Raw genomic sequence first — 14428 nt, 5'->3', positions numbered from 1 at the left:
TTTGATGGGTGATGTTTCACTGTCCTGCGCGCTGTCAGCGCAACGTGCCTGGCGACTTTAAACCCTGAGGCTTGCGTCGCTCGGGCCGACACAACAAGCTTTCGCAGTTGAATAACTTTGGACGCTCAATTGTATACCCTTGGGCAAAATCGACACCGATCTCGATCAATGCCTGCTCAATTTGCGGGCTCTCGACGAACTCGGCAATCGTGCGCTTGCCCATCACATGGCCAATGTGATTGATGACCTCAACCATAGCCCGGTTTATCGGGTCATCGAGCATGTCCCTGACGAAGCTGCCATCAATTTTCAGAAAATCCACCGGCAAATGCTTCAAGTAGGCAAATGAGGACATACCGGCACAAAAATCATCCAGGGAGAACTGGCAACCCAGCCCCTTCAAATCATTGATAAAACGAATCGCGCTGCCCAAATTGGCAATAGCACTGGTTTCGGTAATTTCAAAACAGATCATCTCGGGGGCGACGCCATAACATTCGAACTGCTCATGCAGGAACGCTAAAAAGTCTTCGTCACCAATGGTGGTACCCGAAAGATTGATCGCGCATACCGCCATCGGACGGCCTGGAGACTGGGCTGCGCATTCAGAAATGACCCTGAACACGTTTTCGACCACCCAGCGATCAATTGAAGACATCAAGCCATAACGCTCAGCGGCGGGAATAAAACTGTCAGGCAAGATCATTCGCCCGCTTTCATCATACAAACGCAATAAAATTTCGATGTGGCCAGCAGCGTCCCGAGTGGCGCCCAGCTCGGTAATCTCTTGTGCATACAGGCAAAAACGGTTGTCTTCCAGGGCGACATGCAAACGCTGAACCCATGCCATTTCGCCAAAACGCAGACAGAGCTCGGAGTCATCGGCGTGGTAGACCTGCACCCGATTGCGGCCCTTCTCCTTGGCCATGTAGCACGCCATGTCCGCTGCCTGCAACAGCCCCTCAAGTGTCACGGGGGCCGAGTGAATATGCACCAGCCCGATGCTGATGGTGGTCAGGAATGGCCGGCCCTTCCAGGCAAAATGCAAACTCTGTACCGTCTGGCGCAGGCCATCAGCGATTTTCTCTGCGGCGTCGGGCGGGCAGTTTTCCAGCAGGATGCCAAATTCATCTCCTCCGAGGCGCGCGAGCGTATCGCCTTCACGCAAACCGGCCTGCAACAACGCACACACATGACGCAAAAGCTCATCGCCCGCTGCATGACCGCAGGTATCGTTGACCAGTTTGAATTGGTCCAGATCGAGGTACAGCAAGGCGTGACGGCCTTGCTGGCGAGCCAGGTTTTGCAACACCAGCTCCAGCCGGTATTCAAACTCGCGGCGATTGGTCAGCCCTGTCAGCGAGTCATGGGTCGCCTGCCAGGACAAATTGGCGAGGTATTGCCGTTCACGGGTCATGTCGTGCAGCACCAGCACAGCACCGCTCACTTGTCCGGCGTGAAGGATCGGGGCGCCCACCAGCGTGACAGAAACCGTACTGCCATCCGCGCGCTGAATCAGCTTGGCGTGCTCACTGTGGTTGCCCAGCTCGCCGCTGAGAATGCGGTCGATCAACTTGAAGCCATCATCCTGGGCATTTTCGTCGAGCAACTTGAACAATGCGGCCAAGGGGATGCCCTGGGCTTGCTCGGACCTCCAACGGGTGAGTTGCTCCGCCGCAGGGTTCATGTAGGCAATTGCGCCACTGACGTCCGTACTGATAACCCCGTCGCCAATGGACTCTAGGGTTATTTGCGCCCGCTCCCTTTCCATTTGCAACGCTTCGGCAAATGCGCGGCGCTGGGCAAGTATTTTGCGTGTGCGCAACAGCGCCAGCAGAATCAGGCCAAGCGCAGTGGCGAGATTGGTCAACACCAACAGGTTCAGGATAAATCGTGACCCTTCGCCCAGAGCATCGCTAAAGGCTTTGGCCGCTGGCGTGACGCCTTCATTGATGCTGAAGATATCGGCCCTCCAGCGCTGGATATCAGCAGCGGTCGCCTGCTGGGCAGATGTGACCCGGTGTATTTCCTGGGCCAGCGCATCGAGCTGAATCAGGTAGCTGTCACCCACGACCCATTTCTCAACAGCCCGATTCAGGTAACTGAAGTTCCGAAAGTACCGGTAGAACCAGATGATGCTCGAGACGTCTTCCGGGCTGTTGCCGCCCTGCAAAATACCTTCACGGGCAGCGTCCAGATCCGGGGGCGACTGATCCAGCGCCTTACGCAGGATGTTGCCGCCCTTAGGCACCCTGATCGCTTGTTCATACTTGGCGAAAATGGCCGGATCCTGGCCGTCGGCATACAGTGTGAGGAAGTAGATAGCGTCTTTTTGCCCCTTGGACCATAAGCTCTCGCCTGCGACATAGCCTCTCACGGCCGAGAGCATATAGAGGCTGACACACCCCAATAACGCCTGAAACAGCACGACTGCGATAAAGGGCCAGACAATGCCCAACAATCGCGGCGCGTCGAGGGTACGTTCTTGCTTCATGAGCTCCCTTTGCGTCAGCTAACCGGTCAAAAACCAGAGAACAACCTCTCCACAACACATCAGCCTAGGCTAATTTGCGAAAAACAGAGCAACGACAGAAAGAGTACTAGCAAAGAGCCTGCAACCAGGCCCTGTCACGCATGGGTAGAGGCCCGTAAAAACATCAGCCCCCGGCATCAGTTCTGTTGCAGATGCCCGTACAGCCTTGCGTAAAGGCCGCCATCGGCGATCAACTGCTGGTGATCACCCTCTTCGGCAATGCGCCCGCCATCAAACACCAGCACCCGATCTGCCTGTTTTACCGCAGACAGGCGATGAGCGATGATTAATGTGGTGCGACCACTCAAGAATTTTCCCAAAGCGTGATGCAGGTTGTATTCCGTGGCTGCATCGAGGGCACTGGTGGCCTCATCGAGAATCACCACGCGAGGCTCGGCCAGGACCATTCGGGCAATCGCCAGGCGCTGGCGTTGACCTCCCGACAGGCGCACACCCGAACGCCCGACAATACTGTCCAGCCCTTGCGGCAGGTTCAGAATGGTGCCGTCGAGCTGAGCGATTTCCAGCGCCCGCCAACAGGCTTCGTCAGAGCGCTCACGGCCCATGGTCAGGTTGGCGCGTACCGTGTCGTTGAACAGTGCCGGGTGCTGCAGGACCACGGCAACGTGTTCACGAATGGTTTGCAGGCCAATTTGCGACTGACTGGCGCCGGCAAAGTAAATATCTCCCGATTGCGGGGTGTAAAGCCCCAATAGCAGCTGCACCAGCGTGCTCTTGCCACCGCCACTGGTTCCCACGATGGCCACCTTCTCACCTGCTGCAATGCTCAGGTTCAGGTGATCCAGCACCTTTTCTTCACCGTAGCTGAAGCTCAGGTCCCGCACTTCTATGCCTACGGTCTGGTGCCCTGCAAAGGGATTCACGCCGCCGGGATATTGCGGTTCATCGGCACGGGCCAACAGCTGGTTGATCCGCGTCACCGCCCCGCCTGCCGCATAAAAAGCGTATTGCAAGTTAAGCAATTGCTCGACCGGACCAATCATGAACCACAGATAACTGAACACGGCGAGCATCTGGCCGATCGACAGATCCGAAAACAGCACAGTCAACATCGCCGCCGCACGGAAAATGTCGATCCCGAACTGGAACAACAAACCGCTGGCCCGGTTCGAAGCGTCGCTTTTCCACTGCGAAGCCACCGCAAAGTCACGCACTTCACGAGCACGTTGTCCCAAGCGACCCAGGAAAAACCCCTGGCGATTGCCTGCGCGTACTTCCTGAATGGCATCCAGGGTTTCGGTCAGGGCCTGGGTAAAGCGTGCCGTGCTGTCGTTTTCCAGTTTTTTCAGGTGTTTGACGCGCTTACCCAATTGCACCGTGGCGTAAATCACCAACGGGTTAAACAGCAGGATCAGCAGCGCCAGTTGCCAGTGCATCCACAGCAAAATCGCCGAAGTCCCCACCAGCGTGAGCATGGCCACCAGAAAGCGGCTCAGCGTCTCGCCGACAAACTTGTCCAGCGTGTCCAGATCCGTGACCAGGTGCGTGGTCACGGTGCCGCTGCCCAGGCTTTCGTACTCGGCCAGCGAAATACGCTTGAGGCGCTCGATCAAACGCAAGCGGATACGGAACACAATATCTTTGGCCAGCCTCGAAAACAGCCGGGCCTGAAGCACGTTGAACAGCAACGCCCCGCAACGCAGCACAAGGGTAATCGCCAGCATCAGGCCGATGTAGCCCGCCGCAGCTTGCCAGGCCTGCGGCAACGCATGATTCATGACTTTCAGGGCCGCATCGCCGTTGCCCAACAACACCTCATCGACCAGCAAGGGCAGCAGCAAAGGGATGGGGACACTGCACAAGGTGGCCAGTACGGCGACCCCGTTGGCAATCCACAAGGCTTTTTTATGGCGCAGGGCCAAGCGCCGGATCTCGCCCCACGTCAGGCGGTCCGGGGTTTTTCCGCAAGGCGGCACCTCAGAAGGATCAAACACGCGTGGCGCGTTCTAGCCAGCGACCGAGCAAGTCCGACAAAGGCCCAAGCGGTTGATAACCGTTGGTCAGTAACGCGAGTTGCCCGTCACGCTCGGCCAGCAAGGTCGGGAACCCGGCAATGCCCAGGTCTTGCACCCAACTGAAGTCGGCAGCGGTGGCGGCGTGTTGTTCGGCAGTATCGAAGGCTGCCGCAAACTCGATACGCGGCAACCCTGCGGCCTCGGCCAGCTCAACCAGCACACTGGCTTGAGTGACATCCCGCCCCTGCACGTAAAATGCCTGCTGGATCAGCTTCACCAGTTTCCAGGCGCAATCGGGGGCCAGGCTGCGGGCTGCCACCAATGCCCGACAAGCGGGCTCAGTGTCGTACACAAAGCCCTCGGACAAAGCACCTTCAAAGGTAAACGGTTGCCCGGTGGCGTCTGCGACGGCCTGCCAATGCTCAAGGATATAGCGGCGCTTCGCGGCGTCCATTGACGCACCGCTGCCGGTGCGCAGACCACCCACCACCAGGTGCAACTCGACACCTGCGGCCTGTGCCTGCTCTACCAGGGCTTCAGCGACGGGTGAAAAACCCCAGCACCACGAGCACATCGGGTCCATCACATAGAGCAGGCGCGCTGACATCATCAGGCCTCGGCAGGTTTACGGTAGTTATGACCGATCGGATGTGGTTGATTGCGGGCCTTGGCCAGTTCGATCTGCTTTTGGCGATCAATGGCACTGCGCCGCGTCTTCTCGCTCAGTTTGTCCCAGCAATACGGGCAACTGATACCCGGCTGATAGTGCTCGGACTCGCGGTCCGCCGCGCTGATCGGGGTGCGGCAGGCGTGGCACTGGTCGTATTCGCCTTCGCTCAAATCGTGACGCACGGTGACACGATTATCAAACACGAAGCAGTCGCCCTGCCATTTGGTTTCTTCCTGCGGCACTTCTTCGAGGTACTTCAGGATCCCGCCCTTAAGGTGATACACCTCGTCAAACCCTTGGCTGAGCATGTAGCTCGAAGCCTTTTCACAACGAATGCCACCGGTGCAGAACATGGCGACTTTCTTGTGCCTGGCCGGGTCGAAGTTGGCCTTGATGTAGTCGGGAAACTCGCGAAAGCTGGTGGTCTTGGGGTCAATGGCCCCTTCAAACGTACCGATGGACACTTCGTAATCATTACGGGTATCGATCAGCAGCACCTCTGGATCGCTGATCAGCGCGTTCCAGTTCTCGGGGTCGACATAGGTTCCGACTTTTTTGTTCGGATCTACGCCTTCTACGCCGAGGGTGACGATTTCTTTCTTCAGCTTGACCTTGGTCCGGTAGAACGGCTGGTCATCGCAGTAGGATTCCTTGTGATCGATGTCGATCATGCGCGGGTCGGACTTCAACCAGTCCATCAGCCCGTCAATTCCTTCACGGCTACCGGATACAGTGCCGTTGATGCCTTCTTCGGCAATCAGCAATGTCCCCTTGATGCCGTTATCGACCATGGCCTTGAGCAAGGGCTCTCGCAGTTCGACGTAATCTTCAAGGGTGACGAATTTGTACAGTGCAGCTACTACAATCGGCGAAGTCATCGCGTCTCTCTCCAGGTGGCTACCCTCGTAAAGGGTGAACCGGATGCAAAAAAAACGCGCCGACTAAGCGGCGCGTTGCGGATTCTAACAAAAAGCCAGCTGACTGCGCTAACTCAGTGCCCACCGCCGGCACAGGTCGGCGAGGCCGGGGCTGTGCCGATTTCTGCCCATTCCTCAGGCGTGTATGTGTGCAAGGCCAACGCATGGAATTCGCCCATCAGGTCACCCAGTGCGGCGTAAACCTTCTGGTGACGCTTGACCCGGTTGAGCCCTGTGAACTGCTCGCTGACCACCACCGCCTTGAAGTGGGTCTGTAGCCCGCGACTGTGCATGTGGCTTTCATCCAGCACGCTCAGATGCTCGGGTTGCAATGCGCCAAGCGCCGATTCGATACGATGTTGCATGTCCATTCAGGCTCCGCTTACTTCTTTTTGGCCGGGGCCGCTTTTGGCACCAGTTCTGTCGTCATGTCTTCAAGCAACTTGTTGACGACCGGCACTGCGCCTTCCAGCTTGGCCTGGGTCATTTGCGCCGATTGCTGGGTCAGCTGCGGCATTTTTTCCAGGACTTTTTTGCCCAGGGGCGACTGATAGAACGCAACCAGATCCTTGAGTTCGGATTCGCTGAAGTTGGTGGTGTACAGCTTGACCATGTCCGGTTTCAGCTTGTCCCAGCCAATGGCCTGGTCCAGAGCCGTGTTGGCTTTGGCCTGATAGGTTTCCAGCAAGGCTTTCTTGGAAGCAGGTGCCTTGGTCTGCTCAAAACGCTGAGCAAACATTTGCTGCACTTGCATGTACACCGGGGTACCCAGCTTGTCGGCATGTGCCAGCTTCAGGAACGTTTCAGCACTGGCAGCGTGACTGGCGGTATCGGCGAAAACCTGGCCGCTGGCGCAAACCAGAGCAACCGCAGTACAGATGGCGCGAAGACGGGTCATCGAGTTTCCTTTTCTAGCAAGCGAGGCAGAACCCCAAGGGCGCCCATTCTGCGCCTAACAAAGTGTGTCACTCAACCCCGAGACTGATAGACGTTCTCATCAACTGACCAAAAGCCCTGTAAACACAAGATTGAACCCCTGTCCGCAATCTACGCCTAAGCTGTCTGGTCAGACCTTAAGGAGAAAGTGACGATGAGCCGTATCGAAACCGACAGTCTGGGTGAAGTTAGCGTCGCCGATGAGGCCTATTGGGGCGCCCAAACCCAGCGGTCGCTGATCAATTTTGCAATCGGCAAGGAAAAAATGCCGCTTGCCGTGCTGCATGCCCTGGTGCTGATCAAAAAAGCCGCCGCACGGGTCAACGACCGCAACGGTGACTTGCCTGCCGATATCGCCCGCCTGATCGAACAGGCCGCCGACGAGATACTCGACGGCGAACACGACGACCAGTTTCCGCTGGTTGTGTGGCAAACCGGTAGCGGCACCCAGAGCAACATGAATGCCAACGAAGTGATTGCCGGACGAGCCAATGAGCTGGCAGGCAAAGGTCGGGGGGGCAAGTCGCCGGTCCACCCCAATGACCATGTCAATCGCTCGCAAAGCTCGAATGACTGTTTCCCGACCGCCATGCACATTGCCGCCGCCAAAGCGGTCAATGAGCATCTGCTGCCTGCCATCAATGAATTGTCCGGGGGGTTGGCCGAGTTGTCGGCGCGCCACATGAAGCTGGTTAAAACCGGCCGTACCCACATGATGGATGCCACGCCGATTACTTTTGGCCAAGAGCTGTCAGCGTACGTCGCACAGCTGGACTACGCCGAGCGGGCCATCCGTGCAGCCTTGCCGGCCGTCTGCGAACTGGCCCAGGGCGGCACTGCCGTCGGCACCGGGCTTAACGCCCCCCACGGCTTTGCTGAAGCCATCGCCGCTGAAGTCGCCGCCCTGTCCGGCTTGCCGTTTGTCACCGCACCCAACAAGTTTGCCGCCCTGGCCGGGCACGAACCGCTGACCACCTTGTCGGGTGCGCTCAAGACCCTCGCCGTGACCTTGATGAAGCTGGCCAATGACTTTCGCCTGCTGGGTTCCGGGCCACGGGCCGGGCTGGCCGAAATCAAGCTGCCGGCCAACGAGCCCGGCAGCTCCATCATGCCGGGCAAGGTCAACCCGACCCAATGCGAGGCGCTGTCCATGCTGGCCTGCCAGGTCATGGGCAATGACGTGGCGATCGGTTTTGCCGCCAGCCAGGGGCACCTGCAACTGAACGTGTATAAACCCGTAATCATCCATAACCTGTTGCAGTCCATCCAGTTGCTTGGGGACGGCTGCAGTAACTTCCAAAAACATTGCGTTACGGGTCTTGAACCGGATGCCGCAAAAATGGCCGAGCACCTGGAGCGGGGGCTGATGCTGGTGACGGCGCTCAACCCTCACATCGGCTACGACAAATCTGCCGAAATCGCCAAGAAAGCCTATGCCGAGGATTTAACCTTGCGCGAAGCGGCACTGGAGCTTGGCTATCTCACGGATGCCGAGTTCGATCAGTGGGTACGCCCGGAAAACATGCTGGGGCCTGGCAAGCATTAAGCCGCGTTAGCCTGGGCTTCTCCGGCAGGAGAAGCCCAGGCGCGGGTTCAAAACACCTTACTTCTTACGCTTTTTGTCGTGTTTATCGCGCTTGTCGAAGGCCGCTTCCAGGGCTTCGTTGATCGTGCGTAACACCTTGACCCGCGCCCAGCGCTTGTCATTGGCTTCGACCAGAGTCCAGGGCGAGATTTCAGTGCTGGTACGGTCAACCATGTCGCACACTGCATGCCGATACAGATCCCACTTTTCCCGGTTGCGCCAGTCGTCTTCGGTAATTTTGAAGCGCTTGAAGGGGATTTGTTCACGCTCCTGGAAGCGCTCCAGTTGCGTGTCCTTGTCGATTGCCAACCAGAACTTGACGACGATCGCTCCCGCATTGGTCAGTTGTTCTTCAAAGTCGTTGATCTCGCCGTAAGCACGCATCCAGTCGACCCGCGTACAAAAACCCTCGACCCGCTCAACCAATACCCGGCCATACCAGGAGCGGTCGAAGATGGTGAATTTTCCCCGCGCCGGAATTTGTCGCCAAAAACGCCAGAGATAGGGTTGCGCACGCTCGTCTTCCGAAGGTGCGGCAATGGGCACGATGTCGTATTGGCGCGGGTCCAGGGCAGCCGCTACCCGGCGTATCGAGCCCCCTTTACCGGCGGCGTCGTTGCCTTCAAATACTGCAATGAGTGCGTGGCGACGCATGCGTTTGTCACGCATCAGTCCCGACAAGCGGGCCTGCTCGGTAATCAGTTGCTCCTCGTAATCGTTCTTGCCCAGGCGCAAGGTCATGTCCAGGCAATCAAGCAGGCTCACGCCACTGAAGTCGTCGATAAAAGGCGCTTCATGGGTAGAGCGCGCAGTGACTGGGGGCGCTTTAAGCGCTGCCTGCAGCCCTTCCAAAAGGATTTTGCCCACCGTAAGGCTGCGATAGTACGGATCCACACCCTCGACAATGTTCCACGGGGCATAGTCACGGCTGGTGCGGCGAATGGCACGCTCGCCATAGCGCACAAATTTTTCATACGTCTTGGACTGCTGCCAGTCGAGCGGGCTGATGCGCCAGCTGTGCAACGGATCGTCCTTGAGTGTGTGCAGGCGCGCCTTCATTTGCTTTTTGGACAAGTGAAACCAGAACTTGAAAATGATCGCACCTTCATCGCAGAGCATTTTTTCCAGACGCTCGGCCCCACTGATCGCTTGGTCAAGCACCGCGTTGTTGAACAGGCCGTGCACCCGGCCTTGCAACATCTGGCTGTACCAGTTGCCAAAGAACACGCCCATACGGCCCTTGGCCGGGAGCAACCGCCAATAACGCCAGGCCGGTGGATGCGCCAGCTCTTCGTCGGTCTGGCGGTCAAAGGTGCGAACCTCAATCAGGCGCGGGTCCATCCACTCATTGAGCAACTTGACCGTTTCACCCTTGCCGGCTCCTTCAATGCCGTTGATCAGCACAATCACCGCCGCATTCTTCTGCTGGTGAAGCTCAAACTGAACTTCAAGCAACGCCTCACGTAAGGCAGGAGCCTCTCTTTCGTAGGTTTCTTTGTCGATGAAATGACCGATTTCCGCAGATTCGAACATGGAGAGCTCCCTGGCAAGTTGTCACAAGACTAGCGGAGTGCTCTCTAAGGTGTAGGAACAATCCGCACAAACCTGTCACAGAGCAATACCTTGGGGGCTGATCAGCTAGAATGGCCGCCTTGCCGTTGCCGAGCCGCACATGACTATTGAAACGCCCAATGCCCAGATTGACTGGGATGACCAAGGCCGCCCCCACTCTCGGGCGTTTGATGATGTGTATTTTTCGGACAAGTCCGGTCTCGAAGAAACCCGTTACGTATTTATCGAGCAGAACGCACTCAAAGAGCGCTTCAGCGCCCTGCCCGCCCATGGCGAGCTGGTGATCGGCGAAACCGGATTCGGCACCGGGCTCAATTTTTTGTGCGCCTGGCAACTGTTTGAGCAGACAGCACGGCCCGATGCCCGCCTGCACTTCATCAGTGTCGAAAAATACCCGCTGACCCGCGACGACTTGCAGCGGGCCCTCGCCCTGTGGCCGGAGCTGAAACACTACAGCGAGCAATTGCTGGCGGCCTATTTCGCGATTCACCCCGGTTTTCAGAGCCTGGGCCTGGACAACGGCCGAGTGACGCTCACCCTGCTGATCGGTGATGTACTGGAACAACTGCCGCAACTCGACGCACGCATCGACGCCTGGTTTCTCGACGGCTTCGCCCCGGCAAAAAATCCTGACATGTGGTCCCCCGAGCTGTTCGCGCAACTGGCTCGCCTTGCGGCGCCCGACTCCACCATCAGCACCTTTACCAGTACGGGCTGGGTGCGCCGGGCGTTAAACGACGCCGGCTTCAAAATGCGCCGTACGCCAGGCATTGGCCACAAGTGGGAAATCCTGCGCGGCACTTTTATCGGTTTGCCGGAGCAAGCAACCCCCAGCCCAACCATCAAGCCCTGGTACGCCCGCCCGCCTCAGATCGGGGGCGAGCGCAAAGCCCTGGTGATCGGTGGGGGCCTGGCGGGTTGTGCCAGTGCCAACAGCCTGGCCAAAAGAGGTTGGCAAGTCAGCTTGCTGGAGCGCCATGAGAAACTGGCCAAGGAAGCCTCGGGCAATCCGCAAGGGGTGCTGTATCTGAAGCTCTCCGCCCACGGCACAACCCTGTCGCAACTGATTGTCAGCGGTTTTGGCTATACCCGCCGCTTGCTGGAGCAACTGCAGCGCGGACGCGACTGGGATGACTGCGGGGTGCTGCAATTGGGCTTCAACGCCAAAGAGGCCGAACGTCAGGCGCAATTGGCGAGTGCTTTTCCTGCGGCGCTGGTGCACATGCTCGACCAGCCCCGGGCCCAGGCAGTGGCCGGCATCGAACTGGCCCATGGCGGCCTGTTCTATCCGGAAGGTGGCTGGGTGCATCCACCAGCACTGTGCCATTACCAGGCGCATCACCCGGGCATTCAAGTCCTGACCCACCATGATGTCGTGCAACTGCGCAACGTCGACGGTCAATGGCAGGCCTGCCAGGGCGATAAGGTACTGGCCAGTGCGCCGGTGGTGATTCTGGCCGGGGCCGCCGAGGTCAAGCGCTTTGCCGCCAGCAGCGGCTTGCCGCTCAAACGCATTCGCGGCCAGATCACCCAACTGGTCGAGACCCAGGACAGCGCCGCGTTGAACACCGTGGTATGCGCGGAAGGTTACGTTGCCCCCGGGCGCTTGGGCGAGCACACCCTGGGCGCCAGTTTCGATTTCAATAATGAAGACCTGAGCACGACGCCCGCCGGTCATCAGGGCAATCTCGACCTGCTCCAGGAAATTTCCCCGGACATGGCGCAACGCCTGGGTGGCGATCACCTGGACCCCGAACATCTCAGCGGCTGGGCAGCTTTCCGTTGTACCAGCCCCGACTACCTGCCGATCGTCGGGCCGCTGGCCGACCCCGAGGCCTTCACCGAGGCTTATGCCGTGCTGCGCAAGGACGCACGCCAGGTGCCCGACACCGAATGCCCGTGGCTGCACGGCCTGTACGTCAACAGCGGTCATGGTTCGCGCGGCCTGATCACCGCACCGATCTCCGGCGAGCTACTGGCGGCCTGGATCGATGGCGCCCCCTTGCCCGTCCCCCGCAGCATCGCCGAAGCCTGCCACCCCAATCGTTTTGCACTCAGGGCGTTGATCAAAGGGTTGTAACCCCTCTCTGGACGGGCGCTCGGGGCGCCCTTCAGGTAGACGTCCGGGTGCCACTCACCCAGCCGGCGTGAAATTTTATTGAACGATTGCGGCGCCCGGGTACTCGAAAAAAACGATTACTCGCGGCGGCGCGCTCTGACGGTGTGTTCGCGCCGCAAGGATCGGGAGAAAGGTCAGAGCGCTGTGTCCGATCCAAAACAGGACCTGAGCGCTACGGGGTGCAAGCATTGCCGGATTTTTTCGGCTTGCGCCTTTGCACGGTGGACCCGCTCGCCGAATGACGGGAGCGAGCCGGTGAACCCGAAAAAGCTGTAGAGGGTACGCATCAAGTACCCAGGAATCAGCAGTAGCGCTGCAGGCCCGGATTCAAAAGGGTTAAAGCAGCATGTGCGGATTAGCTGGAGAGTTACGTTTTGATCACCAACCTGCCAACCTGGCAGCCATCGAACGCATCACCCATCACCTTGCACCACGCGGACCCGACGCTTGGGGATTTTACAGTCAGGGGCCAGTTGCCCTGGGGCATCGGCGCCTCAAGATCATGGATTTGTCAGACGGCTCGGCACAACCGATGGTCGACAACTCGCTTGGCTTGTCGCTGGCCTTCAATGGCGCGATCTATAACTTCCCCGAATTAAGAGCTGAACTGCAAGACCTCGGATACACCTTTTACTCCGAGGGCGACACCGAAGTCCTGCTCAAGGGCTATCACGCCTGGGGCGAAGCCTTACTGCCCAAACTCAATGGCATGTTTGCCTTCGCCATTTGGGAACGCGACGCCCGGCGCCTGTTCATCGCCCGTGACCGCCTCGGGGTGAAACCGCTGTACCTGTCGCGTACCGGTGAACGCCTGCGCTTTGCTTCCAGCCTGCCGGCGCTGCTCAAGGGCGGCGACATCAGCACCTTGCTCGACCCGGTAGCGCTCAATCATTACCTGAACTTCCACTCTGTAGTGCCCGCCCCCAGGACGCTGATTGCCGGGATTGAGAAACTGCCGCCGGCCACCTGGATGCGCATCGACGCCAACGGCAATACCGAACAGAAAACCTGGTGGACACTGCCCTACGGCCCCCATGCCGATGAAACTCACCTGACCCTTGAAGACTGGCGCGACCGCGTGCTGGACAGCACCCGCGAAGCCGTCGCCATACGCCAGCGTGCAGCCGTGGATGTCGGTGTATTGCTGTCGGGCGGGGTCGATTCGAGCCTGCTGGTGGGGTTATTGCGCGAGGTCGGCGTACAAGACCTGTCGACTTTTTCGATCGGTTTTCAGGACGCGGGCGGCGAACGCGGGGACGAGTTCCAGTACTCGGACCTGATCGCCCGGCACTACGGCACGCAGCACCACCAGTTGCGGATTGGCGAAAACGAAATCATCGAACAGTTGCCAGCGGCCTTCCGTGCCATGAGCGAGCCGATGGTCAGCCATGACTGCATCGCGTTTTACTTGCTGTCCCGCGAAGTCGCCAAGCATTGCAAAGTGGTGCAGAGCGGTCAGGGCGCGGACGAACTGTTCGCCGGTTACCACTGGTACCCGCAAGTGGATGGCGCCCGCGATCCCTACGCCGCCTACCGCGAAGCATTTTTCGACCGCAGCCATGACGAGTACACAGCCACTGTCCAGCCACAGTGGTTGACCGCCAATGATGCGGCGGGAGATTTTGTCCGGGAGCATTTCGCCCAACCGGGTGCCGACGCCGGAGTGGACAAGGCCCTGCGTCTGGACAGCACGGTGATGCTGGTGGATGACCCGGTAAAACGGGTCGATAACATGACCATGGCCTGGGGCCTTGAAGCCCGTACTCCGTTCCTCGATTACCGTCTGGCTGAACTGTCGGCCCGGATTCCGGCCCGCTTCAAACTGCCGGACGGCGGCAAGCAAGTGCTCAAGGAAGCGGCGCGACTGGTGATTCCCAGCGAAGTCATCGACCGTAAAAAGGGTTATTTCCCGGTTCCGGGGCTCAAGCATTTGCAAGGCGACACCTTGAATTGGGTACGGGACCTGCTGCTGGACCCGAGTCAAGACCGCGGGCTGTTCAAGCCAGCCATGCTTGACCAGTTGCTGACCAATCCCCAAGGTCAGTTGACCCCCTTGAACGGTTCAAAGCTGTGGCAACTGGCAGCCTTGAACCTGTGGCTGAGCGAACAAGGAATCTAAC

Annotated in this window: 10 protein-coding genes; 3 read left to right on the top strand and 7 right to left on the bottom strand. The window is 58.7% G+C overall.

Annotated elements, in window-relative coordinates; genetic code table 11:
• Positions 1-34 precede the first annotated feature (34 nt).
• The 6 genes from AWM69_RS06640 to AWM69_RS06615 all read right to left on the bottom strand — a co-directional run bounded on the left by AWM69_RS06640 (position 35) and on the right by AWM69_RS06615 (position 6994).
• On the bottom strand, positions 35-2494 hold the full coding sequence (locus AWM69_RS06640; protein WP_218726046.1) for an EAL domain-containing protein: 2460 nt from the start codon (positions 2492-2494) through the stop codon (positions 35-37).
• 176 nt (positions 2495-2670) lie between these two features.
• The gene (locus AWM69_RS06635) at positions 2671-4470 is read right to left on the bottom strand and encodes an ABC transporter ATP-binding protein (protein ID WP_218726090.1); all 1800 of its coding nucleotides are present in this window, start codon (positions 4468-4470) and stop codon (positions 2671-2673) included.
• Between the two features lie 10 nt (positions 4471-4480).
• On the bottom strand, positions 4481-5116 hold the full coding sequence (locus AWM69_RS06630; protein WP_131653292.1) for a DsbA family protein: 636 nt from the start codon (positions 5114-5116) through the stop codon (positions 4481-4483).
• 2 nt (positions 5117-5118) lie between these two features.
• A complete protein-coding gene (locus AWM69_RS06625; protein ID WP_048382520.1) occupies positions 5119-6057 on the bottom strand; it encodes a rhodanese-related sulfurtransferase in 939 nt (312 codons plus the stop codon).
• Between the two features lie 113 nt (positions 6058-6170).
• Positions 6171-6467: a BolA family transcriptional regulator gene (locus AWM69_RS06620; RefSeq protein WP_131653125.1), complete on the bottom strand. Its 297-nt coding sequence runs from the start codon at positions 6465-6467 to the stop codon at positions 6171-6173.
• An 11-nt stretch (positions 6468-6478) separates the two neighbouring features.
• Positions 6479-6994, bottom strand: coding sequence for a DUF2059 domain-containing protein (locus tag AWM69_RS06615; protein WP_131653126.1), 516 nt, complete (start codon positions 6992-6994; stop codon positions 6479-6481).
• 192 nt (positions 6995-7186) lie between these two features.
• Here AWM69_RS06615 and AWM69_RS06610 point away from each other — a divergent pair, with 192 nt between their 5' ends.
• The gene (locus AWM69_RS06610) at positions 7187-8578 is read left to right on the top strand and encodes a class II fumarate hydratase (RefSeq protein WP_048382517.1); all 1392 of its coding nucleotides are present in this window, start codon (positions 7187-7189) and stop codon (positions 8576-8578) included.
• A gap of 57 nt (positions 8579-8635) precedes the next feature.
• Here the strand turns inward: AWM69_RS06610 and pap are convergent, their stop codons facing one another.
• Positions 8636-10150, bottom strand: coding sequence for a polyphosphate:AMP phosphotransferase (gene pap, locus AWM69_RS06605; RefSeq protein ID WP_218726045.1), 1515 nt, complete (start codon positions 10148-10150; stop codon positions 8636-8638).
• A 139-nt stretch (positions 10151-10289) separates the two neighbouring features.
• Here pap and mnmC point away from each other — a divergent pair, with 139 nt between their 5' ends.
• A complete protein-coding gene (mnmC, locus tag AWM69_RS06600; protein ID WP_218726044.1) occupies positions 10290-12269 on the top strand; it encodes a bifunctional tRNA (5-methylaminomethyl-2-thiouridine)(34)-methyltransferase MnmD/FAD-dependent 5-carboxymethylaminomethyl-2-thiouridine(34) oxidoreductase MnmC in 1980 nt (659 codons plus the stop codon).
• A 385-nt stretch (positions 12270-12654) separates the two neighbouring features.
• Positions 12655-14427, top strand: coding sequence for an N-acetylglutaminylglutamine amidotransferase (locus AWM69_RS06595; RefSeq protein WP_218726043.1), 1773 nt, complete (start codon positions 12655-12657; stop codon positions 14425-14427).
• The last annotated feature ends 1 nt before the right edge of the window (position 14428 follow it).

The sequence above is a fragment of the Pseudomonas sp. D1HM genome, from assembly GCF_019266105.1.
Lineage (GTDB): Bacteria > Pseudomonadota > Gammaproteobacteria > Pseudomonadales > Pseudomonadaceae > Aquipseudomonas > Aquipseudomonas taetrolens.
Note: the sequence above shows the minus strand (reverse complement) of the source record. Positions and strands in the feature narration are given on the sequence as shown.

Excerpts from the sequence above, each read along its gene's own strand:
- AWM69_RS06640 (WP_218726046.1), bottom strand. The coding sequence starts at position 2,494 with ATGAAGCAAGAACGTACCCTCGACGCGCCGCGATTGTTGGGCATTGTC.
- AWM69_RS06630 (WP_131653292.1), bottom strand. The coding sequence starts at position 5,116 with ATGTCAGCGCGCCTGCTCTATGTGATGGACCCGATGTGCTCGTGGTGC.
- AWM69_RS06625 (WP_048382520.1), bottom strand. The coding sequence starts at position 6,057 with ATGACTTCGCCGATTGTAGTAGCTGCACTGTACAAATTCGTCACCCTT.
- AWM69_RS06620 (WP_131653125.1), bottom strand. The coding sequence starts at position 6,467 with ATGGACATGCAACATCGTATCGAATCGGCGCTTGGCGCATTGCAACCC.
- AWM69_RS06615 (WP_131653126.1), bottom strand. The coding sequence starts at position 6,994 with ATGACCCGTCTTCGCGCCATCTGTACTGCGGTTGCTCTGGTTTGCGCC.
- AWM69_RS06610 (WP_048382517.1), top strand. The coding sequence starts at position 7,187 with ATGAGCCGTATCGAAACCGACAGTCTGGGTGAAGTTAGCGTCGCCGAT.
- pap (WP_218726045.1), bottom strand. The coding sequence starts at position 10,150 with ATGTTCGAATCTGCGGAAATCGGTCATTTCATCGACAAAGAAACCTAC.
- mnmC (WP_218726044.1), top strand. The coding sequence starts at position 10,290 with ATGACTATTGAAACGCCCAATGCCCAGATTGACTGGGATGACCAAGGC.
- AWM69_RS06595 (WP_218726043.1), top strand. The coding sequence starts at position 12,655 with ATGTGCGGATTAGCTGGAGAGTTACGTTTTGATCACCAACCTGCCAAC.